The following is a 21,956-nucleotide window of genomic DNA, read 5'->3' as shown; positions in this document are numbered from 1 at the left end:
TCCCTATCCTCGCTTCTCGGCCTTCTGGGCACGGTAGCTTTCCGATTCGTCAGATTCACGTTCGAGCTCCTCTGGCGGCAGCACAAGCTGTATGGCCCAGGGCGGAACGCTTTCCTTGCGGTAGCTCTCATCGTAGAAGATGAAGGCACATTTATAAGGAGGCTTCCTCTTCGGATACGTGCCGAAGCCATCCGTGAAATAGACCATCCCGTCGAGGTGGCGGAACTCGCCTTCGCGGATGAGCCTGTCGATGTAGTCGAAGGCAGGGCGGAAGTCGGTGCCGCCGAAGCCCTTGACCGTGACATGGTCTGACCATTTCGCAAGATCTTCGGGTGTCGAGATCTTCGTATCGGACTCGACGCCGGCATCCGCCTCGATGATGTGGATGTTCGTGCGCTCCGTGAAGGTCGAGTCGGCATGCAGCACATCGAAGGCCGTGTCCACGAAGCGCTGGATCGTGTCCCCTGCGACAGAGCCCGACGTGTCGAGCACGATCGCAAACTCCCGAATCCTCTTCTCGTCGCGATATTCGAGCGGCTCGATCAGAGGGACGTTGCCGTAGAGCGCAAGCCCATACGTATAGAAGACATAGTCGAACTCGTCGTCCGATGTATGCAGGGATTCCTGCATCACGGCAAACTTGCGCAGGAACTCGCGGAAGTCCTGGGGACGGTGCGTCCTGATCTCGAGCTCGTTCGTGAGGTCGCCGAGCTGCTCTCCGCGCTCGCGCGAGAGCGTATGGAGGTCCACATTGATGGACTTTGCGACCTGCTGCCACTTGTCTCGCTCATGCTCGCGCTCACGCTCGCCGAGGCCGCCTGCTTGGCGCACAAGCGCCTCGTTCTCCGCTTCGCCGCCATTCCCTGAAGCCTGCTGTGACTGCTGCCGGGTCTTCCGTGCGCTGCCTTCGCGCTCCTCTCCCGAACCCTGGTTGGGGGCATGGCGCTCCTCGTACTCTGTCGGTGCATGGGAGGAGGAGCCTTCCTTCTGCTGTCCCCCGTTTTCAGGAGATGAGGCAGGGGCTGCATACCAGAGGTCATGGTTGTCCACATGGAAGATGGATCCCCAGGCACTCATGAGGTCGTGGTAGTAGCCCCGGCGCAGCGCCCTATAGAGCCTGTCTGTGGAAAGTGGCCCATGGAGGTCCTTCTTCAGGTGCTCGAGCACGACCGAGATGGCCTCGCCCCTGTCCCCTTCACGGGCACCGCAGATCTCGGCGGCCAGGCTCTCGGCGATGATGTCAGAGGCAAGGTCCCAGGGGAAGCGCTCCACGCGGTCATCGACGAAAGGATGCATCAGGATGCAGTGCATGAGGACATGCACGATATCGTGAATCGGAGGCTTCCTTGTCTTCGCGAACGTCGCAAGCACGCGTGTCGGCTCGATGTAGAGCGTCTGGCCATCCGTCGCGAACGGCTCGATCATGAGGGCAGGCGAGATATCGCTCTTGAGCTGGCCTATGGCAGGAGCAAGGAAATGGCTGTCGCTCACGACGAGGCCTTCAGCCAGGTCGACGACCTTGCGCGCAAGCTCGTAGCGCTCGTGTGTCTTCTGTTCCGCCTCTTCGAAGGCTGCCTTCTCTTCCGGGGTGAGCCCCTCCATCGCATCTGCCATGGCAGCCTACAGGAGAAGATCCGAAAGGTCGCCGAGATCGCCCTCGTCGTCCTGAGGCGCCTCTTTCTGCTCGGGCTCCTCTTCGGCCTTTGCATCCTCGACAGACTTGGCCGTATCGGAAAGGTCCTGCCGAAGCGTCAGAAGCCAGGCTGCAATCTCTGCATGCCCCGCCTCGGATGCTGCATCGATGGCGCGGTCGAGGTTTGCGGGCGTATAGGTATTCTGCCAGCCAAGGAGATCTTCGAGCTGGTCGAAGCAGGCGCCTCCTGCAAGCACAGAGAGGAGCACCCCATTCTGGTACTCCGTCCCCGGTGTGAGGTGTGCTACCATGCGGCGCACGAGCCCGACATTCTTCTTGAGCCAGCTCTGCGAGCACAGCCTGTCATAGAAGACTTCCGGCGCCTTTTCGCAGATCCAGACAATCAGGCGCTCATCCTGGTTCGGGACGACCATGCGGCCCAGGAGCTCCGGTATGCGCTCCGTGCCGCCAAGATGCTGGCGCCAGAGCTCGAGCAGGGCATCTGCCAGCTCGAGGCAGGACTCTGCCGTGCCCGGCACATAGGAGGCCGGATAGGCATAGGCACGCGAGGCGCAGGCAAGCGCCGCGCGGAAGATATCGTCGAAGACGACGGGAATGAAGCTCTGGTCGTTTGCAAGCTTCGCCACAAGCTCGCAGGAACGTCTCACATCAGTGCCGCGCGAGTAGTCTGCGCCGACCAGCTCCTCGGATGGCCCGAAGGTACGGAAGATCTCAGAGGTGACCGAGCGTCCCTGCGGATCTTCGAAGAGCTTGGGAGAGGACCCCGTCATGTCGCCACGCGTCAGGTCGTGAATCAGGAGCGAGCGCTCAGGAAGGCTCTCGGGAATCTCTGGATCTTCGAGCAGGTTCACGCGGCGTGCCTTGAGGTCATAGGCGATGTCCTCACGGTCGCAGCGAAGGGCCAGGGCAAGTGCCCAGCCGCAGTACGGGATGGGACCGAGATCTGCGATGATTGCATCGACAACCTCCCGCGACGCCCAGACGCAGGCACGCTCGAGAAAGTCGACAAGCTCCTTCGGCGTGGCATAGCTGCGCAGCGGCACGAGCTCCTTGATGGCAGAGAGAGCCTCCTCATCCGTGCCCGACACCAATGCCATGCGAAGCTCTGCTGCAAGGCGCTTGTAGTGCCTCTTCTCCACGGAGAGTTCCATATCCAACCCCATTTCAAGCCGCTTGGTGCGGCAGACGCTGCCTTCTGTAGAATGGTAGCCAATCCCAAAGTCCTTGGATAGTGATACCCGCTCATGGGCATCCTCATGAGGAAGAGTCGGATGAGTGGCGAAGAAAGGAAGCATGGACACATGGCAGAAGCGAGCGAAAGCACAGGAGCAGCTGTCGTCGTGACCGAGCGCGTGCGCTCGAATCTCATGTGGGCGCTAGGTGTCGCTGCCTCAGGCGCCGTCACGATCTGGCTTCTTCTCTTCCCGCTGTTCTCGAGCTCGGTCTGGCTTGTCTGGATCCGCTGGATCGGCATCCCGCTTGTCTGCGCCTTCGAGGTCATGGCGCTCATCCAGGTCCTCAACTACTTCAACAGAAGGCTCGAAGTCAGAGATGAGGGTGTGTCCTATACGAACTGCCTCAAGCGCACAAGATCCTACAGCTGGGACGAGATCGTGGCCTATGATATACGCGAGAAGTCCCATGCGCTCGAGCTCGTCCTTGGAGGGCACCCCAGGACCTTCCACGAGTCGAGCACGAACTTCGACGCCTTCGTCGATTCCGTGATGGACCACACCGAGCTCATTGCCCTGTCAGACCGTTAGGAGAAGCACATGCAGATACGCCGCGCCACCGAAGAGGATATCGAAGGAATCATGGAGCTCCTGATCCAGGTCTGCAATGTCCATGCAGAAGGACGTCCCGACCTCTTCATCCCGGATACGAGGAAGTATGCGGAAGATGAGCTCAAGGCACTTATCAAGGACCCTGCACATCCCATCTTCGTCGCGGTGGACGAAAACAGGCAGGAAGGCACCCATGAGCTTCTGGGCCATGCCTTCTGCGAGCTCCAGGATCTGACCAGCGCCCCCAACATGCGCCAGGACCGCGAGCTCTACCTCGACGACCTCTGCGTGAACGAGCGCTGCCGCGGCCAGCATGTTGGAGAGCATCTCTGGGAGGCAGTCTGTGCCTACGCGAAAGAGCAGGGCTGCTACCGCGTGACGCTCCATGTCTGGTCCTGCAACCCGAAGGCAGAAGGCTTCTACGAGCACCTGGGCCTCAAGCCCTACCTCATCGGTATGGAGCACATCCTCTAGCTTCAGGCGCCAAGCTTCAGTTCCTGCGAGCATCCTCTTCGAGCATGAACTCGGGGAGGGTGTTTCTCTCTGCAGCCTGCGCGATATCCTCGAGCGCCACAGCTACCCCGTCATCTGCGCAGGCACCGATATGGTAGCGGGCAAGCGCTGCCACTTCCTTCGTCGCATTCGCGACGGCGACAGAGTTCGTGACCTCGCGGAAGACAGGCACATCGTTTGCGGCGTCGCCGAAGACGACGACTTCCTCGTCGGAAAGTCCAAGCTTGTCCATCAGGACATGGAGGCCCGATGCCTTGCTCACGCCGTGGGGCACGATATCGTACCAGTTGGGCGTCGGCGAGACGATATCGAACTCGGGAAAGGCGGGGCTGAGCTTCGTATCGATGAAGCGGCAGGCAGGGCGTCCCGATGTGGCGGCAAGCGTCGCTGCGATGAGCGGCACCTCCGGCACCTGCTCAGCCATCTGCGGCGTGAACTTGAAGCGCTCCTGGTATACCGGCACCTGCTCGGGGTCTGCCGCAATGACCCAGACCGGATTCGTCATATCGGTATCTGCCGGATAGGCCACGAGGAATACATCCGGCACGCTCTTGAGCATCTCGGCCATGCGCTCGAGCGGATCATGTTCGATCAGGGACAGCGAGACGATCTCGCCGTCGATCATGACCTTCTTGCCGCTCGACATGACCCCTGTCTGGAAGGCAGAGGCATCGCCCTGGAAAAAGCGCAGCAGCTCATGATAGTCGCGTCCCGTGGAAGGGCCGAACTCGACGCCTGCCGCCCGTGCATCCGCAATCGCCTCGAGCGTGCGCTTCGAGACATGCGGGTTCCCGAAGGGAATGAGGGTGTTGTCCATATCGGAGAGGGCAAGGCGTATCACGGATGTCTCCTTCGGAAAGCTTCTTATGGTCTTGTTCTTCCTGCATTGTAGCGAGGCCACAGGCCCCGTTTCACGCAGGGCCTGGCAAGCATTCTGTAAACTCACAGCGCATCCACCAGGACAGCCTCAGGATCGGCCTGTATGCTGGTCGAAACAGGACAGAAGGGATGAGGCATGAGGACGGAGCTCGGAATCGGCACGCGCAGCCAGACCATAGAGATAGATGATGCAGAGCTCATCGAGGTGATGCATGCCAATGCGGTCGAGGCAGAAAAGCCCGGCGAAGGGCTTGTGAGAGACGCCCTTTCCTCCCCTGTCGGCACAGCTCGCCTCAAGGACATCGTCCATCCAGGACAGAAGGTCTGCCTCATCGCAAGCGACTGCACCCGCCCCTGCCCCACGCCCGAGCTCCTCACTCCCGTCATGCAGGAGCTCCACGAGGCAGGCATCCCCGACAAGGATGTCTTTGTCGCAATAGCGCTTGGCTCCCACAGGCCCCAGACCGAGGAAGAGCTTGCCCACATCATGGGTCCCTGGAAGGGAAAGCTCGCTGTCGTGAACGGCAGCACGTCCTTCAGGCACTTCGGCACGACCAAGGCGGGCACCCCGGTCGACATTATCGAAGAGGTCGCAGACGCCGATGTGAGGGTCGGCCTCGGCAATGTGGAGTACCACTACTTTGCCGGCTACTCGGGCGGCGCCAAGGCCATCATGCCGGGCTGCTCCACCTTCGAAGCCATCCAGGCAAACCATTCCTTGATGCTTAGCCCAGAAGCCCACGCTGGCAACATGGAGAGCCCCGTAAGGCTCGATCTCGAGGAAGCCTGCCGCATGGTCGGCCTCGATTTCATCGTGAATGTCGTCCTCGACGAGGACAGGCACATCGTCTATGCCGCAGCAGGAGACTTCGTGGCTGCCCAGCGCGATGCCTGCCACCATCTCGACGATCTCTACGGGTGCGAACTCCACGAGGAGGCAGACATCGTGGTCGTCTCCCAGGGAGGGTCTCCGAAGGATCTCAATCTCTACCAGCTCCAGAAGGCGCTCGACAACGCGAAGCACCCGGTGCGCGACGGCGGGACGATCGTGCTCGTGGGTTCCTGTCAGGAAGGCTTCGGCCAGCCGACCTTCGAGCAGTGGATGCGTGAAGCAGCGACTCCTCATGAGGTGGTGGAGCGCCTCAAGAATACGTTCGTGCTCGGTGGCCACAAGGCAGCAGCCGTGGCCCAGATAGAGGAGCGCTGCAACATCTATCTTGTCTCCGACATGCCGGATGCCGAGGTCAGAGCTGCGTTCATGACACCATTTGCAACAGCACAGGAGGCGCTCGATGCAGCGCGTGCAAAGACGCTCCGTGAGCTTGGACGCGCACCCCGCATCCTCGTTATGCCTCACGGAGGCTCGACCCTCCCGCTCATGCGCCTCTAGCCACACCATTCAAGGCAACGAATGCGGCCGCTCTGGATTCTCAGTCCGGAGCGGCTTTTCATGCGGCTGCTCTTTCTTGCCACCTCTCCTATTCATATGCCTACTTTGCGTAGGCTTTGCAGCATATTTATGCGTTTGCCTACTCTGCGTAGGCTTTTGTTCTGGCGTTCGCTCATCATTTCTGGTCTTCTGTGATTGAAATTCCAGATTCGGTACAGGAGCGGACATGGCAGAAGGCGGGGCACAGGAAGACAAGAAGGAGCCGATCGCCCCGGCGAAGCAACCGAACAATCTGCGTGAAATCAGGAAAGCTCGCAACCTCTCCACGACGCAGCTCGGGGACTATATCGGTGTCACCAAAGGAGAAGTGGAGCACTGGGAAGCCGGCCGCCGTGATATGAATGCAAGCCAGCTCGTGAAAGCTGCCGAGCTGCTGGGCTGCACACCGAACGATATCCTTGGATACAGCAAAGAGGGGGATCTCCCGGGCATTCTGAGGGTCGTGAAACCTGAGGCCGAAGAAATCATCGACCTCTATCTCGACAACGACCTTGTCGTGCAGGCGGATGTGAAGAACATCCTTCTCCGCCATGCCAAGCACCCGCAGAAGTTCGAGAAGCGCCACAAGGACTAGGCTGTCCCCCACCGGCAGACTCCAGACCCCTTAGAATGGAAGGGCTGAACAAATCTATTCCATCCAAGGAGCTGCAACACCCCTGATGTCTGACATGAATATTCCGGTCGAAGAGGCCGATGAAGGACCGAACGGACCTGGCTCTCTCGGCAGGCTCGGACCTGACTGGTCGCAAGAAGACCCCCATATCCCGACCGATGAATCCCTCGAGACCTTCCTTTCCTGGGTCGAATCCCGTGGCATGGAGCTCTGGCCTCACCAGGAAGAGGCCCTGCTCGATATTGCCGCAGGCGACCATGTGATCCTGGGCACGCCCACAGGCTCCGGCAAGTCCATGGTGGCACTCGGCATGTGCTTCATGGCATTATGCGCTGGAGAGCGGAGCTACTACACCGCCCCTATCAAGGCGCTTGTCTCTGAGAAGTTCTTCCAGATGGTCGATATCTTCGGGAAGGACAATGTCGGCATGATCACGGGCGATACCGTGATCAATCCCGAGGCGCCGATCATCTGCTGCACGGCAGAGATCCTCGCACAGGATGCCCTGCGCTTCGGCGAGGACGCCGATATCGGCTATGCCGCGATGGACGAGTTCCACTTCTATGCCGACCGCGACCGTGGCTGGGCCTGGCAGGTGCCGCTCTTGACCCTGCCCCATGTCCACTTCCTCCTCATGAGCGCGACGCTCGGCGATGTGACGGCAATCCACGACAAGATCGAGGACCTGACCGGACGCACCGTCGACGTTATAGCCAATGCCCCGCGTCCCGTGCCTCTCCACTACCAGTTCGTGGACACAGCACTCGAAGCCACCGTCGAGCTTGCCCTCAAGAGCGGCGATGCGCCGCTCTATATCGTGCACTTCGCCCAGGATGCTGCCTTCAAGAGCGCCCAGGCACTTGCGAGCTACGGCGTCAGCACGAAGGAGCAGAGGGATGCCGTGAAGGATGCTATCAAGGGCACCCGCTTCACGACGAACTTCGGCAAGGCGCTGAAGCGGCTTCTGCTCTGTGGCGTCGGCGTCCACCATGCCGGCATGCTCCCGAGATACCGTCTCCTTGTGGAGAAGCTTGCGCAGCAGGGCCTTCTTCCTGTCATCTGCGGCACCGACACCCTCGGTGTCGGCATCAATGTCCCGATCCATACCGTGCTTCTGACACAGCTCACGAAGTTCGATGGACGCCGCATGCGCCGGCTCAATGCCCGCGAGTTCCACCAGATTGCAGGCCGTGCCGGACGTTCCGGCTTCGATACGGAAGGCGTCGTCCTCGCCGAGGCGACCGAATACGACATCGAGAAGGCACGCGCGCTCCTCAAGGCTGGAGGCGACCCGAAGAAGGCCCGCAAGATCAAGACGAAGACACCTCCTGAAGGCTTTGTCGGCTGGAACGAGCAGACGTTCAAGCGTCTCATCGACGCAGAGCCCGAGACGCTCGTGCCGCATCTCAGGATCACGAACTCCATGGTGCTCGCAGAGATAGAGCAGGGCGGAGATGCCCTTGCGCGCATGCACAAGCTCGTCGAGGATTCTGCCCAGACAGCAGAGCAGAAGGAGAAGCTCTCGGAGCGTACCGACGAGATCTTCGCAACGCTGCTCGATGCCGGTGTCATCACCTGCACCACAGAAGACGGCCATGATTCCTACTCGACGCTTGTCGACCTGCCGGACGACTTTGCACTCGACCAGCCGCTCTCGCCGTTCCTGCTCGCAGCGCTCGAGCTCCTGGATCCCGAATCTCCCACCTACGATATGGACCTCATCTCGATGGTCGAGGCGACGCTCGAAGACCCGCACCAGATTCTCCGTGCCCAGGAGCGCGAAGCAAGGGCACACGCCATCGCCGAGATGAAGGCCGACGGCATCGAGTACGAAGAGCGCATGGAGCGCGTCCAGGAAGTGACCTACCCGAAGCCTCTCGAAGACCTCCTCTCCCAGGCCTTTGCCGAGTACTGCAAGAAGGTCCCCTGGGCTGCCGACTACGAGCTCTCGCCGAAGAGCGTCCTGCGCGACATGATCGAATCTGCCTCCGACTTCAAGAGCTACATCCAGCGCTACAACATCGCCCGCTCCGAAGGCACGCTCTTGCGCTACCTCTCCGAGGCCTACCGTGCGCTTGACCGCACCGTGCCGCTCGACAAGCGCGACGACTATCTCAAGGACATCATCAGCTGGCTTGGTCTCATGGTCCGCTCCATCGACTCCTCCCTCTTCGACGAATGGGAGGCATCAGGAGCACTTCCCGAAGAGGAGGCTCCCGAGGCCCCGGACGAGATTGTCCACGACCGGCGCGGCCTCACGCTGCTCGTGCGCAATGCGCTCTGGCAGCGGGTGCGCCTGGCCCAGGCAGGAGACGCCGAAGCGCTGGGAGCGCTCGATGCCGACTACGGCTATCGCGAGGTCGTATGGCGACGCATCCTCGAAAGCTACCACGAGCAGCACGAGGACATCCTCCTCGATGCAGATGCCCACTCCTCGAAGTTCTTCGAGCTCTCAGAGGACAGGGAGAAGTCCGACCACATCTGGCAGGTCCATCAGATATTCAGCGACACCGAAGGCGACCACGACTTCGGCATCCTCGCCGATGTAGACCTCGACCTCACGCAGGAGGAAGGAGAGGTCCGCTTCAGGGCCTACAAGGTCGGCTTCATCGAGGACCTGCTCCAGGAAGGATAGGCCCTCATCGGCACGCATGCCCAAAGACAGCAGAAGAGCCGCTGCCCCTTCTGGGACAGCGGCTCTTCCATGCGTACGTTCTGGTAGGAAACTGCTGGCCTTAGGCCTCTTCCTCCCGGTAGATGGCCGAGGTGAGTCCGAAGGCAACGCCGAAGGCGACAGCGAACATGATGATGTACTGGACAGGCTGCGTGATGCAGAGCAGGATGCCGAAGATGCCCGTGACGCCCGTGCCGGATGCGGCGAGGTGGAAGATGAAGCAGCAGAGAGCGCCGCATGCAGAACCGATCATGCCGCAGACGAACGGCTTCATCTTCGGGAGGTTGACGCCGAAGATGGCAGGCTCGGTGATGCCGAGGAGGCAGGAGATGCCGGAAGGAACGGCGAGGGACTTCGTCTTCTCGGACTTCGTGCGCAGGGCGACAGCCAGGCAGGCACCGCCCTGGGAGATGTTGGCAGCGCTTGCGATCGGCAGCCAGTAGGTGACGCCGTACTGGGCGAGCATGGAGACATCGATTGCGGTGTACATCTGGTGCAGGCCGGTGACGACAGACGGGGAGTAGATAAGGCCGATAACGATATAGCCGATGCCCAGAGGCACGGAGAGCAGCCACATGAGCAGGCCGAGGATTGCATTCTCGAGCCAGACGAAGATCGGGCCGATGAAGAGGATCGTGATGTAGGCAGCAAGGGAGACAGAGACGAGCGGCGTCACGAACAGGTCGAACATCTCGGGGACGGCCTTGTGGAGACGCTTCTCGAAGAAGCAGAGGATCCAGACGCCGACGAGGATGGGGATGACATGGCCCTGATAGCCGACCCAGTCGATCGAGTAGACGCCGGGGATGACATCGAGGGTGATCATCGTGCCGTTCGCGATTGCCGTGGAGGCGCTATAGGCATTGATGAAGTCGGAGCTGATGAGCAGGGCGCCGAGCGATGCTCCGAGGTAGGGGTTGCCGCCGAAGACCGTGGCCGCAGAGAAGCCGAGGAGGATCTGGAGGTTGCCGAGTGCGCAGGCGTTGATCAGCGATGCGATGCGCCACCAGACGGAGGTGGTGTCGAGCGCGAAGAAGCCGGCGCCGCCGTCTGCGACAGGCGTACCCATGTACTGGATGGCAGACATCACGCCCATGAGCATGCCGGATGCGACGATGGCCGGGATGATCGGCACGAAGACGTCGGAGAGGACCTTGATGGCACGCTGGAAGGCGTTGCCCTGCTTGGCTGCCGCTTCCTTCGCCTCTGCCTTCGAAGCGGCGCTCACGCCGGACTGCTTGATGAACTCGTCGTAGACCTTGTCGACCGTGCCCGTGCCATAGATGATCTGGAGCTGGCCGGATGCCTCGAAGTTGCCCTTGGCACCGACGGCATTCTCGAGCTTGTCCTTGTCGATCTTGTCATTGTCGGCGATGACCAGACGCAGACGCGTTGCACAGTGGGCGGCAGACACGATGTTGTCTTTGCCGCCGACGGCCTCGAGGGCCTCCTTGGCAGCTTGTGCGTAATCAAGAGCCATGCGTGCTTCCCTTCTCTTCTTCCCTATCCCCAATTGATTGAGTACGTTTGTGAAATCGTTCTCACACAGATATGAAACCGCACAAACAGAAAAAACACCAGAGCTTCTTGAATGACGGGGGCAAACGGTAGCTTTTCTTCGGCAGACGGCATCTTGAGCGGAAAACCGGTCGTGAGGAGCCCTGATCTGTCCTATGAATCCTGAGAACGTTAACCCTAGGAGCGGGTGGAATTGCGGATCTGGATGTCGTAGCCCATGCGAATCTCGCGCGAGACTTCGGGGGCTCCCTGCATGGCCTGGAGCAGGATGCGGGCGGCTTCCCTGCCAGCCGTCTTGTAGTGATGATGGATCGTCGTGAGCGTCGGCGTGACGACGCGTGACAGGTCCCCATCGCCCACGCCTGTGATCTGCACATCTTCCGGCACGCGCTTCCCGTACTCCTTTGCGCACGTCATTGCGCCATATGCGATGTTGTCAGAGGCACAGACGAGCGTGTCGCACTCAGGGTAGGCATCGAAGATCTCCTCCGCGCACAGATAGCCCGAATCGAGCGTGAAGGCGCTCACGGTCTGCGCTTGGGGCGGCACCTCGACCCCGGCATCCCGGCAGGCATCGAGAAAGCCTCTGTGACGGCCCTTGCCTGCGGATTCGTCCTCTTCGAGAACGCCGATATAGGCTGGATGCTCTCCATGCTTCAGGACCTTCCTGACGAGCCAGTACATGGAGCGGTAGTCGTCGTTGTAGACAGACGTGTGCCCCTCGAGGTCCTGCCCGAGCACGACAAGCGGGCACTTCAAGGCCGCTATCGCATCGAGATGGGCCTGGTCGAAGACGGTAGCAATGAAGATGAGGCCGTCGACCTGGTTCCTGTTCGCGAAGAGCTGAAGATATGACACCTCGGCGTCCTTGTTGTTGTTCGTGTCTGCCAGAAGCATCTGGTAGGGCGTATCGGCAAAGGAGAGGGAAATGCCTGCCAGCATCCGGCCGACGGCATACGAGTTCACCTTCGGCAGTATCACGCCGACGAGGTTCGTCTTGCCGGTACGCAGCGTCTGCGCCTGCTGGGAAGGGACGTATCCCGTCTGCTCGACGACCTTCGCAATCGTTCGGCGCTTCTCTTCCGAGACATAGCCATTGTTGAAGTAGCGCGACACCGTGGCGCGGGAAACCCCCGCCATCTTCGCGATCGTGTTGATATCCACATGTCCTCCCGCACCGTTCCGAGCGTCCATTCTATGTCCTGAAGGCACCTGCGCCGGAACAATCCGCTTGCAAGATACGTACCACATTTTCATAGAAATATGAGAACGATTTCACTATAGTGTGGGTGAACGGTCATGAGCATTGGTCCGACGCAAGGAGAGTGTCCGCATGTCTACTGCACTTGAACGCGATCTCGACAGGCTGCGCCAGGAGAAGGAGCAGGGCGCCACGCACGGCGAATGGGGCGAGCTCTTCCACTTGATGCCTCCCGTGGGCTGGCTGAACGACCCCAACGGCCTCTGCCAGTATCAGGGCCGCTACCGTGCCTATTTCCAGTACGCACCCTTCGATGTGAACGGCGGCGTCAAGTGCTGGGGCTACCAGACAAGCACCGACCTGCTCCAGTGGCACTATGAAGGCTGCCCTCTCTACCCCGACCAGCCATCCGATGTCTCGGGCGTCTATTCGGGAAGCGCGCTTGTCCAGCCTGACGGCATCCATATCTTCTATACCGGCAACGTGAAGCTCGAAGACCGGGATGGCTACGACTACATCCGCACGGGCCGCGAGGCGAACACGATCCACACCGTCACGACAGATGGCCTCCATTTCGGGCCGAAGCATGTCGTGATGAGAAACTCTGACTACCCCGAAGACGACACCTGCCATGTGCGCGACCCCAAAGTCTGGCAGGACGATTCAGGCTTCTGGATGGTGCAGGGCGCAAGGCGCTCCGACGATGTCGGAGAGATCCTCCTCTTCCACGCAGACGACCTCGAACGCTGGACGCTTGAGGCGCGCCTCACGACGCCTGAACCCTTCGGCTTCATGTGGGAGTGCCCCGACTACTTCGATCTCACAGACAAGGCCGGCGAGACCCACCATATCCTCTCGACCTCGCCGCAGGGCCTTTCCGGCGGTGCCTGGGACAGGCGCAATGTCTACCAGTCCGGCTTCTTCGAGCTCTCCGCCCCCATCCAGGAAGATCCCTCGTTCTCGGGCTTCACGCTCTGGGACGCCGGCTTCGACTTCTATGCGCCGCAGACGTTTGCGGCAGATGACGGACGCCGCATCCTGATCGGCTGGATGGGCATGCCCGATACGCCCGATATCACGAACCTCACGATCGCTGACGGCTGGCAGCACTGCTTCACGCTGCCCCGCGAGATTTCCTTCGAGGATGGCCAGGTCGTCCAGAAGCCTGTCCGCGAGCTCGCAGAGCACCGCACCGATGAGCAGTCTGCTGAGGGCTCCTTCGTCGATATGGGCACCCCTGCCTTCGACTGCGAGATCGAGAATGCAAATCATCCCTTCACGGCAACCATTGCCCATGAGCTCAGGCTCTCCTGGGACGGGCATGTGTTCAGGATGGCATTCGAAGATCCCGCCATGGACTCTGTCGGTGCCGGGAGGTGCGAGCGCTTCGAAGAGCTTCCTGAGCTCTCAGGCCTGCGCATCGTCACGGACGCCTCTTCTGTCGAGGTCTTCCTCGAAGGCGTCCCATACACGTTCTCGACGCGCTTCTATCCGAAGCAGCATTCCTTCATCGTGGATGCAGCACCCGAGGTCACGACCACCTTCTGGAGCCTCTCCTTCTAGATTCTGTCCAGAGACGCGCAAAGGCCGGCATCCCTCCAGATGCCGGCCTTCTTCATTCTTGAAGCTGTCCTCGACGCCTAGTCGCGCGTGAGCTTGCGGTGGATGCGGTGCGGGCGCGAGGCGTCAGGCCCGAGCCTCTTCTCGCGGTTCTCCTGGTAGGCCTCGAAGTTGCCCTCGAACCAGTACCAGGCACCCGGATTTTCATCCGTGCCCTCCCAGGCAAGGATGTGCGTCGCGACACGGTCCATGAACCAGCGGTCGTGGCTCGTGATGACAGCACAGCCAGCAAACTCCTGGAGCGCCTCTTCGAGAGATTCCAGGGTCTCCGTATCGAGGTCGTTTGTCGGCTCGTCGAGCAGGAGCAGGTTTCCGCCCTGGCGAAGCGTCAATGCAAGATTCAGGCGGTTCCTCTCGCCGCCCGAAAGGACGCCGGCACGCTTCTGCTGGTCCTGGCCCTTGAAGCCGAAGGCGCTCACATAGGCACGGCTCGGCACCTCGGTCTCGCCGACGATGATCGTGTCGTTGCCATCGGACACGACCTCCCAGACATTCTTGTCAGGATCGATGCCTGCGCGCATCTGGTCGACATAGGAGAGCTTCACGGTCTCGCCGAGCTCGAGCGAGCCCCCTGTAGGCTGCTCCTGCCCGACGATCATCTTGAAGAGCGTGGACTTGCCGACGCCGTTCGGACCGATCACGCCGACAATGCCATTCCGGGGAAGGCTGAAGGTAAGATCGTCGATCAGCACACGGTCGCCGAAGGACTTCGAGAGGTGCGTGGCCTCGAGGACCTTGGAGCCGAGGCGCGGGCCTGCCGGGATATGGATCTCCGTGAAGTCGACGGTGCGGATGTTCTTGGACTCTGCCTCCATCTGCTCGTAGGCAGCAAGACGTGCCTTGCTCTTGGCCTGGCGGGCCTTCGCGCCGGAGCGCACCCACTGGAGCTCGCTCTTCATCTTCTTGGCGCGCTTCGCGTTCTGCTTGCCTTCCATCTCGAGGCGGGCTGCCTTCGTCTCGAGGTAGGTCGAGTAGTTGCCCTTGTAGGGATAGAGCGTGCCACGGTCGACCTCGCAGATCCACTCGGCGACGTCGTCCAGGAAGTAGCGGTCATGCGTGACGGCGAGGACTGCTCCTGGATAGTTTTTGAGGTACTGCTCGAGCCAGAGGACAGACTCGGCATCGAGGTGGTTTGTCGGCTCGTCGAGAAGCAGCAGGTCCGGTGCCTCGAGAAGGAGCCTGCAGAGGGCGACACGCCTTCTCTCGCCGCCGGAGAGATGCGTGACCGGCTCGTCTGGATCGGGGCACTGGAGGGCATCCATAGCCTGCGAGAGCTGGCTTTCGAGGTCCCAGCCATTCGCCGCGTCGATCTCGTCCTGGAGGCGTCCCATCTCGGCCATCAGAGAATCGAAGTCGGCATCAGGCGACGCCATCTCCTCGCCGATCTGGTTGAAGCGGTCGATCTTTCCGAGCAGGTCGCCGTATGCCATCTTGATGTTCTCGATCACGGTCTTGTCTTCGTCGAGCGGCGGCTCCTGCTCAAGAAGTCCCACCGTGTAGCCCGGCGTCAGGCGCGCCTCGCCGGCAGACACGTCCTCGAGCCCTGCCATGATCTTCAGGAGCGTGGACTTGCCCATGCCATTCGGGCCGACGACGCCGATCTTGGCGCCAGGGAAGAATCCCATCGTCACGTCGTCCAGGATGACCTTACCCTGGAATGCCTTGCGGGCCTGATGCATCTGGTAGATGAACTCTGCCACAGGACCATCACGTCCTTCCGGTTCTGAGGAGCGCACCGCTCCCTTGTCTATCGATATCCATTTCATTGTACGGGAGCCATACATCCAGCCCGAAGCGTCTGCTCCCGAATGCGCAGAAGGCACGCAAGAGGGAAGCAAACCCGCTAGAATGGGCCCGGCTCTACCAGAAAGGATGCTATGAAGCGCATACTCATCGTCGCGACCGGCGGCACCATCGCCTCGCTCCCCCACGACACGGGACTTGCCCCGGGACTCACGGGCACAGAGCTCGTCGAGCGTGTCCCGCAGCTCGCAGAGCTGGCAGAGCTCGATATCGTGCAGCCCATGAACATAGACAGCACGAACATGCGCCCGCGCGACTGGCTCCAGATTGCAGACACGATAGCTGCGCACTACGAGGAGTATGACGGGTTCGTCGTGCTGCACGGGACCGACACGATGGCATACACGGCAGCAGCGCTCTCCTATCTGCTTGAGGACTCGCCGAAGCCGATCGTGCTCACCGGCTCCCAGCAGCCGATGGCAGCGCCCTTCACGGATGCAAAGCTCAACCTCTACCAGTCCGTCCTCTTTGCCACAGACGACTCGGCCCGAGAGGTCACGATCGTCTTCAATGGCAAGGCCATCGCCGGCACGCGTGCCCACAAGCAGCGCACGATGAGCTACAACGCCTTCACGAGCATGAACTATCCGACACTTGCCTACATCCGGCAGAACCGGGTCATCTGGAGCGGCCTTGCAAAGCCCGCCTCGAAGGAGGGGCTCCACCTCAGGCGCTACTTCGCGCTCGACGAGCGTGTGCTCGTCTTGAAGCTCACGCCCGAGCTCAGGCCTTCGATCTTCCATCTTCTCGAGCGCGACTACGACGCTGTGATCTTGGAGACCTTCGGCATCGGCGGCATCCCCGACTACGACGGAGGCGCCTTCCAGGAAGCGATCTTTTCCTGGGTAGCGTCCGGCAGGACCTGCGTGCTCACGACCCAGGTACCCGAAGAGGGGCTCGACCTCGGCGTCTACGAGGTTGGCCATGCATTCCAGGACCGACCAGGAATATTGCTCGGCGGGGACATGACGACAGAGGCGCTTGTCGCAAAGACGATGTGGGCCCTGGGCACGGGAACCTCGACCGAAGAGATCGCGCAGCTCTTCTATCAGGAGATCAACCACGACCGGACGCCTGCTGCCTAAGCCCCTTAACAGATGCACGTTCTGCATGAACAAGTTGTGATAATTGGTCCTTCCTCATCCATTTGGGACGCACGCCGACCCGCTCGCGGGCAGTTGGTGCTAACAATGGAGCACACACATATACTGAGCCTTGAATCATGTGCCTTCTGGAAAGCAGCAGAGCAGGGCTGAGCATATGCCATCTGCCTACCCGCTCCGCACAAGATGACAAGGAGTCACGCACATGTCCGAACCCGAGACCATCCGCAAGGTCAATGTAATCGGCCACCTCCATCCGGATACGGACAGCATCTGTTCCGCTATCTCCTACGCCTACCTCAAGAACCAGCTCGGAGATACGTACTACGAAGCACGCCGCGCCGGAGCCGTAAACCGCGAGACCGCCTTCGTGCTCGATCACTTCGGCTTCGAGGAGCCGCCTCTGATCACGAGCGTGCGTCCGCAGATCAAGGACATCTCCTACCAGAAGGTGCCTGGCATCGACTCCGAGATGTCGCTGTTCGCTGCCTGGAACACGATGGGCACGGGCAAGGTCGATACCCTCTGCATCACGGACGACGAGAAGAAGATGCTCGGCATCATCGCTGTCAAGGATATCGCCAACGCGAACATGGACATCTTCGACACGCAGGTTGTGAGCAATGCGAAGACGAAGTATGCCAACATCGTCGAAACGCTCAAGGGCGAGCTCGTGCTCGGCGACCCCGAGGGAGAAGTGACCCAGGGCAACGTGCGCGTCGGCACCTCCCCTGAGATGATGGAAGGCCTCATCGAGCCGGGCGACATCGTGCTCGTCACGAACCGCTACGAGACCCAGCGCTTCGCCGTCGAATCTGGCATCGGCCTTCTCATCATCTGCAACGGCGCCCAGGTGAGCCATGTCGTACAGCAGGCAGCAGCGGCAAACAGCTGCGCCATCATCACGACGCCGTATGACACCTATGCAGCCGCACGCCTCGTCTCCATGTCCATCCCGGTCCGCGCCAAGATGCTTCCGGCCGACAAGGTCCTGCGCTTCAGCGTGAACACGACCGTCGATGACGCCCGCAAGGCAATGTCCTCCTCCCGCCACCGCTACTTCCCGGTCCTCGACGAGGACGGCTGCTACTCCGGCATGGTCTCGAGCTCCAACCTCCTCTCTGCGCGCAAGAAGCATGTGATCCTCGTCGACCACAACGAGCGCAGCCAGGCGGTCGACGGCCTCGAGCAGGCCACGATCATGGAGATCATCGACCATCACCGCATCGGCACGATCGAGACCGAGGCCCCTGCCTACTTCAGGAATGTCCCGGTGGGCTGCACCTGCACGATCGTCTACGACATCTACCAGGAGAAGGGCATCGATATCCCGGCCAACATCGCTGGCCTCATGCTCTCTGCCATCCTCTCCGACACGCTCGCCTTCCGCTCCCCGACCTGCACGCCGAGGGACGTCTATGTGGGCAAGGAGCTCGCAAAGATCGCCGGTGTCGATATCGACACGTATGCTGACCAGATGTTCGATGCCGGTGCCGACCTCACGGGCCGCACGGCAGAGGAAGTCTTCGGCTCCGACTTCAAGGTCTTCAGCCGCGGCCATGTCCGCTTCGGCGTCGGCCAGGGCTCATTCATGACAGAAGGATCGAGGAAGGCCGCAGAGGCCCTTGTCGGACCGTACCTGCCGGATGGCGCCTCCGCCAACGATATCCCGATGGTGTTCTACATGTTCACGGACGTGAAGTCCCAGACGACGGAGCTCCTCTACTCCGGCCCGAACACCGAGGCCATCGTCTCCCGTGCCTTCGACGTGAAGCCCGTTGACGGCATCGCCACGCTTCCGGGCGTCGTCTCCCGCAAGAAGCAGGTCATCCCTGCCCTCATGAGCACGCTCCAGGCCATGCAGGAGGAAGACGGCGAGTAGCTGCCGCATTCCCATATGCCACACCAGAACCCCGCAGCAGCCGCTGCGGGGTTCTTTCTCTGTACGTTCAGGAACAAGAAGCTCAGGCACTCCTCCATGCATTAGCATGCAGAAGGAAAATCACGTTCCAGCCAAGGAGTCCCATGCACAAGCTTCACAAGGTCCATGCCCGCATGCCCAAGCACTTCGTGCTCGAGGAACGGCTTGCTAAATATGCCGACGCAATCGAGACCGAGCCCCGGAAATATGCCGGCAGATGGGCAGAAGCCTGCCATCCGCTCGACGAGAGCGGACTTGGGCGCTTCAGCAAGGTAGAGCTCGACCTCGGCTGCGGCAAGGGCGCCTTTGCCTGCGGGATGGCAAAGGTGCACCCTGACACGCTCTATATCGGCATCGACACCGAGCCTGTCTGCATCGCCTATGCCGCGCAGCTTGCCTTGGAAGAGAAGCTCCCCAACGCCCTCTTCGTGCCTGGCATGGGAAACGATGTGCCTGAGTTCTTTGGAGAAGGCGAGCTCTCCTGCATCCACATCAACTTCCCGACACCCTTCCCGAAGAAGCGCTTCGCCGAATACCGCCTCACGATCCTGGACCGCCTCATGGACTACCGCCGTGTCCTTGCTCCCGGCGCCCCGATCGTCCTCAAGACCGACTCCCAGCCCTTCTTCGACTTCACGCTCACGCAGTTGCCGCTTGCGAACTACCGCCTCGTCTGGAAGACAGACGATACGAGAAGCAAGCTTCCCGACGAGCCGGTGACAGGCTATGAGGAGAGGCTCACGGCACAGGGCGCGAAGGTCCTGGGCCTCTGCGCCATCCCGGAAGATCCGGCACCCACCAATCCTGTGCAGACCGCGGAGCTCTCGCTCTCGAGATACCTGCCCCATGACCTGGAGAATATGGACTACGTGCCGTATGGCATGGAGAACACGGTCAGGAACATGAAGGACTACAAGAAGAAGCACGGCGAAGGCTACTACGTGCACAACAGGTAGCTGAACTGGCAGCAATCATTGCCCGAAGCCCGCACCGGAACGCTTCCGATGCGGGCTTTGCCTTGACCAGGCAATGTCATAGATTCCCATTTTGCAATAGTGGCGCATATACCGTTTTCATTAAATAGGCATCTTTGTTATCGTCAGGCATTCAGCTTGCCCATATGTTCCTGTTATGAGGTATATTTATCGTAACTGGCACATGTTCCACTTTTATGAAATAAGGCACGGATGGAAATCAGAAGAGACCGGTACCTCAAACGTCTGCAGGTCCGCATGCACAACGGCATGATCAAGGTGATAACCGGTGCCCGCCGATGCGGCAAATCATACCTAGTCTTCAAACTCTTCCGGAACTGGCTCATCGATCAAGGCATTCCTCAAGACCACATTGTCGAGATGGCATTCGATATGCGCGAGAATGCAGCATTCCGCAACCCTGATTACTTCCTGTCCTGGGCAAAGGAGCAGATGCAGGGAGAAGGTTTCTATTACCTTCTGCTCGATGAGGTGCAGATGCTCGATAGCTTCGAGGAAGTCCTCAATTCCTTGCTGCACATCGACAACATCGATGTATATGTCACCGGCAGCAATTCAAAGTTCCTTTCAAGCGATGTGATTACCGAATTCCGTGGCCGCGGTGATGAAGTACGAATTCAGCCACTGAGCTTCTCCGAGTTCATGCAGACCTATAGCGGAAACAGATATGATGCCTGGGCGGAATACCTCATGTACGGCGGGATGCCGCTGGCAGCTACCATGCAGACGGATGAGCAGAAAGCATCCTATCTGCAGGCACTTTTCACCGAGACGTACCTCAAAGACATCCTCGACCACAACCGAATCAAGAACAACGTCGAGCTCGATGAGCTTGTAGACGTGCTTGCCTCTTCCGTTGGCTCGCTTACCAATCCCACCAAGATTGCAGCGACGTTCAGGAGTGTCCATGGATCAACACTCAGTCCGAGCACCGTGCAGGCATACATCGGGTATCTCGAAGATTCATTCCTGATTGAAGAGGCAGTCCGCTTCGATGTAAAAGGACGTCACTATATCGGTTCTCCCAAGAAATACTATTTCGAGGACGTAGGGCTTCGCAATGCACGCCTTGGCTTCAGACAGGTCGAAGAGACTCATCTGATGGAAAACATCATCTTCAACGAACTGCGTTCGAGAGGAATGCTTGTAGATGTCGGCGTCGTTCCCGTGCGCGAACGAAATGATGCAGGCATTCTGGAACGCAAGCAGCTTGAAATAGATTTCGTCGCCACCCGGGGCAGCAGCAAGTACTACATTCAGTCAGCCTACGCACTGCCTGACGAGGAGAAACGTCATCAGGAAGAGGCTTCCCTTGTAAGAGTGCCGGACTCCTTCCGCAAGATCATTCTTGTAGGGACGCCGACCAAGACGTGGCATGATGAGCAAGGAATCACTTTCATGAACGTGCTCGATTTCCTGCTGGATGAGAAGAGCCTTGAGAGATAGGGATTTCATTTATCGAAACTGGTACACGTGCCAGTTTCGTGAAGTGGCATCGAGATAAACAGTGTCCGCCCCGTCAAGAGGACAGGGTGGACACAAGATATGCTTCCATCGACCATCTTCAAACGGATTCTCAGAACAGAGGCAGCGTTCTTGCCATAGCCGCAGCACGTTCATGACGGAGCAGGGACGCGCACGGATCCATGCTGAACAGCCTCGCAATACAGGCCGACACCGGCAGCGGCGAGACCGTCTCAAGAACCGCCAGCACCAGATGGACAACCATTGCTATCGCCCATCGGGGGAAGCGTCTTCATCGCTGCGTCCTTGCGGTGCCACCGGCAGCATTGATGAGGACTACGACCTCCTTCTATATTGACGGCGTATATTCCTGCTTGAATTCGGTGCCTTGGTTCTCGAATCGCACCATGCTTCTATCTTTCTCTTTCTTTCCCCATGTGAGAAAGAAAGAGAAAGAAACGTCAAGGCCGAGCTGCATAGACTGGCACATGCTCCTCTTCGTGGGACAGACTACGGCAATGGATGCTCTGTGGGCTAGCAGGACGGACGCAAGACCAGCTTCATGCACCGCTGTGCCCTCCCTGTACCTTTCTGCCTGAAGGCAAGTGTCCTCTGGGCTTCGTTTCACGAAAGCGGCACTTGTTCTGCTTTTGTGAAATAGAAGCAACCAAGCTGCCAGAGCTGCTCCGCATGCCAGCAGATTCACCGATGTCTGCCATCGAGCGATACCGGCACCTATGCCACTTTCAATAAATGGAGAAGCG

16 protein-coding genes are annotated in these 21,956 nt (G+C 59.9%); 10 read left to right on the top strand and 6 right to left on the bottom strand.

Features of this window, described 5'->3' with window-relative positions; genetic code table 11:
• Window positions 1-3 precede the first annotated feature (3 nt).
• Entirely contained in the window at window positions 4-1,614 is a 1,611-nt protein-coding gene (locus ABVS03_RS06480) for a VWA-like domain-containing protein (protein ID WP_368018483.1), read from the bottom strand.
• A gap of 6 nt (window positions 1,615-1,620) precedes the next feature.
• Window positions 1,621-2,805: a hypothetical protein gene (locus tag ABVS03_RS06475; protein ID WP_368018482.1), complete on the bottom strand. Its 1,185-nt coding sequence runs from the start codon at window positions 2,803-2,805 to the stop codon at window positions 1,621-1,623.
• A gap of 150 nt (window positions 2,806-2,955) precedes the next feature.
• On the opposite strand from ABVS03_RS06475, the gene ABVS03_RS06470 reads away from it, so the two are divergent.
• Both ABVS03_RS06470 and ABVS03_RS06465 read left to right on the top strand, forming a co-directional pair.
• Complete coding sequence (locus ABVS03_RS06470) at window positions 2,956-3,417, top strand: PH domain-containing protein (RefSeq protein WP_368018481.1); 462 nt, start codon at window positions 2,956-2,958, stop codon at window positions 3,415-3,417.
• A gap of 9 nt (window positions 3,418-3,426) precedes the next feature.
• Window positions 3,427-3,912 (top strand): N-acetyltransferase family protein, encoded by a 486-nt coding sequence (locus ABVS03_RS06465; protein ID WP_368018480.1) that lies wholly within the window; start codon window positions 3,427-3,429, stop codon window positions 3,910-3,912.
• Window positions 3,913-3,928: 16 nt separating this feature from the next.
• Here ABVS03_RS06465 and ABVS03_RS06460 read toward each other — a convergent pair whose 3' ends face one another.
• Window positions 3,929-4,792 (bottom strand): HAD family hydrolase, encoded by an 864-nt coding sequence (locus ABVS03_RS06460; protein WP_368018479.1) that lies wholly within the window; start codon window positions 4,790-4,792, stop codon window positions 3,929-3,931.
• A gap of 174 nt (window positions 4,793-4,966) precedes the next feature.
• Between ABVS03_RS06460 and larA the strand changes: the two genes are divergently transcribed.
• The 3 genes from larA to ABVS03_RS06445 all read left to right on the top strand — a co-directional run bounded on the left by larA (window position 4,967) and on the right by ABVS03_RS06445 (window position 9,528).
• Window positions 4,967-6,220 (top strand): nickel-dependent lactate racemase, encoded by a 1,254-nt coding sequence (gene larA / locus ABVS03_RS06455; RefSeq protein ID WP_368018478.1) that lies wholly within the window; start codon window positions 4,967-4,969, stop codon window positions 6,218-6,220.
• Between the two features lie 226 nt (window positions 6,221-6,446).
• A complete protein-coding gene (locus ABVS03_RS06450) occupies window positions 6,447-6,854 on the top strand; it encodes a helix-turn-helix transcriptional regulator (RefSeq protein WP_330971679.1) in 408 nt (135 codons plus the stop codon).
• A gap of 85 nt (window positions 6,855-6,939) precedes the next feature.
• Window positions 6,940-9,528 carry a DEAD/DEAH box helicase gene (locus ABVS03_RS06445; RefSeq protein WP_368018477.1) on the top strand — a complete coding sequence of 863 codons (2,589 nt, stop codon included), beginning with the start codon at window positions 6,940-6,942 and terminating at the stop codon, window positions 9,526-9,528.
• A 100-nt stretch (window positions 9,529-9,628) separates the two neighbouring features.
• On the opposite strand, the gene ABVS03_RS06440 is transcribed toward ABVS03_RS06445, so the two are convergent.
• Window positions 9,629-11,047 carry a PTS transporter subunit EIIC gene (locus ABVS03_RS06440; RefSeq protein ID WP_368018476.1) on the bottom strand — a complete coding sequence of 473 codons (1,419 nt, stop codon included), beginning with the start codon at window positions 11,045-11,047 and terminating at the stop codon, window positions 9,629-9,631.
• A gap of 215 nt (window positions 11,048-11,262) precedes the next feature.
• Entirely contained in the window at window positions 11,263-12,249 is a 987-nt protein-coding gene (locus ABVS03_RS06435; RefSeq protein WP_368018475.1) for a LacI family DNA-binding transcriptional regulator, read from the bottom strand.
• Between the two features lie 169 nt (window positions 12,250-12,418).
• Here ABVS03_RS06435 and ABVS03_RS06430 point away from each other — a divergent pair, with 169 nt between their 5' ends.
• Window positions 12,419-13,849, top strand: a complete 1,431-nt coding sequence (locus ABVS03_RS06430; protein WP_368018474.1) for a glycoside hydrolase family 32 protein — start codon at window positions 12,419-12,421, stop codon at window positions 13,847-13,849.
• Between the two features lie 77 nt (window positions 13,850-13,926).
• Here the strand turns inward: ABVS03_RS06430 and ettA are convergent, their stop codons facing one another.
• Window positions 13,927-15,606: an energy-dependent translational throttle protein EttA gene (gene ettA, locus ABVS03_RS06425; protein WP_368018473.1), complete on the bottom strand. Its 1,680-nt coding sequence runs from the start codon at window positions 15,604-15,606 to the stop codon at window positions 13,927-13,929.
• Between the two features lie 177 nt (window positions 15,607-15,783).
• Between ettA and ABVS03_RS06420 the strand changes: the two genes are divergently transcribed.
• The 4 genes from ABVS03_RS06420 (at window position 15,784) to ABVS03_RS06405 (ending at window position 21,174) form a co-directional block, all read left to right on the top strand.
• Entirely contained in the window at window positions 15,784-16,794 is a 1,011-nt protein-coding gene (locus ABVS03_RS06420; RefSeq protein ID WP_368018472.1) for an asparaginase, read from the top strand.
• A 223-nt stretch (window positions 16,795-17,017) separates the two neighbouring features.
• On the top strand, window positions 17,018-18,694 hold the full coding sequence (locus ABVS03_RS06415; protein WP_368018471.1) for a putative manganese-dependent inorganic diphosphatase: 1,677 nt from the start codon (window positions 17,018-17,020) through the stop codon (window positions 18,692-18,694).
• Between the two features lie 143 nt (window positions 18,695-18,837).
• On the top strand, window positions 18,838-19,689 hold the full coding sequence (locus ABVS03_RS06410) for a tRNA (guanosine(46)-N(7))-methyltransferase TrmB (protein WP_368018470.1): 852 nt from the start codon (window positions 18,838-18,840) through the stop codon (window positions 19,687-19,689).
• 231 nt (window positions 19,690-19,920) lie between these two features.
• Window positions 19,921-21,174, top strand: a complete 1,254-nt coding sequence (locus ABVS03_RS06405; RefSeq protein ID WP_368018469.1) for an ATP-binding protein — start codon at window positions 19,921-19,923, stop codon at window positions 21,172-21,174.
• Window positions 21,175-21,956 lie beyond the last annotated feature (782 nt).

Origin of the sequence: Olsenella sp. AGMB03486 (genome assembly GCF_040884255.1) — a bacterium.
GTDB classification, from domain to species: Bacteria; Actinomycetota; Coriobacteriia; order Coriobacteriales; family Atopobiaceae; genus Olsenella_L; species Olsenella_L kribbiana.
Note: the sequence above shows the minus strand (reverse complement) of the source record. Positions and strands in the feature narration are given on the sequence as shown.

What these genes read in the sequence shown, in the direction of transcription:
- ABVS03_RS06480 (WP_368018483.1), bottom strand. Translation starts at nt 1,614, where the DNA reads ATGGCAGATGCGATGGAGGGGCTCACCCCGGAAGAGAAGGCAGCCTTC.
- ABVS03_RS06475 (WP_368018482.1), bottom strand. Translation starts at nt 2,805, where the DNA reads ATGGAACTCTCCGTGGAGAAGAGGCACTACAAGCGCCTTGCAGCAGAG.
- ABVS03_RS06470 (WP_368018481.1), top strand. Translation starts at nt 2,956, where the DNA reads ATGGCAGAAGCGAGCGAAAGCACAGGAGCAGCTGTCGTCGTGACCGAG.
- ABVS03_RS06465 (WP_368018480.1), top strand. Translation starts at nt 3,427, where the DNA reads ATGCAGATACGCCGCGCCACCGAAGAGGATATCGAAGGAATCATGGAG.
- larA (WP_368018478.1), top strand. Translation starts at nt 4,967, where the DNA reads ATGAGGACGGAGCTCGGAATCGGCACGCGCAGCCAGACCATAGAGATA.
- ABVS03_RS06450 (WP_330971679.1), top strand. Translation starts at nt 6,447, where the DNA reads ATGGCAGAAGGCGGGGCACAGGAAGACAAGAAGGAGCCGATCGCCCCG.
- ABVS03_RS06445 (WP_368018477.1), top strand. Translation starts at nt 6,940, where the DNA reads ATGTCTGACATGAATATTCCGGTCGAAGAGGCCGATGAAGGACCGAAC.
- ABVS03_RS06440 (WP_368018476.1), bottom strand. Translation starts at nt 11,047, where the DNA reads ATGGCTCTTGATTACGCACAAGCTGCCAAGGAGGCCCTCGAGGCCGTC.
- ABVS03_RS06430 (WP_368018474.1), top strand. Translation starts at nt 12,419, where the DNA reads ATGTCTACTGCACTTGAACGCGATCTCGACAGGCTGCGCCAGGAGAAG.
- ABVS03_RS06420 (WP_368018472.1), top strand. Translation starts at nt 15,784, where the DNA reads ATGAAGCGCATACTCATCGTCGCGACCGGCGGCACCATCGCCTCGCTC.
- ABVS03_RS06415 (WP_368018471.1), top strand. Translation starts at nt 17,018, where the DNA reads ATGTCCGAACCCGAGACCATCCGCAAGGTCAATGTAATCGGCCACCTC.
- ABVS03_RS06410 (WP_368018470.1), top strand. Translation starts at nt 18,838, where the DNA reads ATGCACAAGCTTCACAAGGTCCATGCCCGCATGCCCAAGCACTTCGTG.
- ABVS03_RS06405 (WP_368018469.1), top strand. Translation starts at nt 19,921, where the DNA reads ATGGAAATCAGAAGAGACCGGTACCTCAAACGTCTGCAGGTCCGCATG.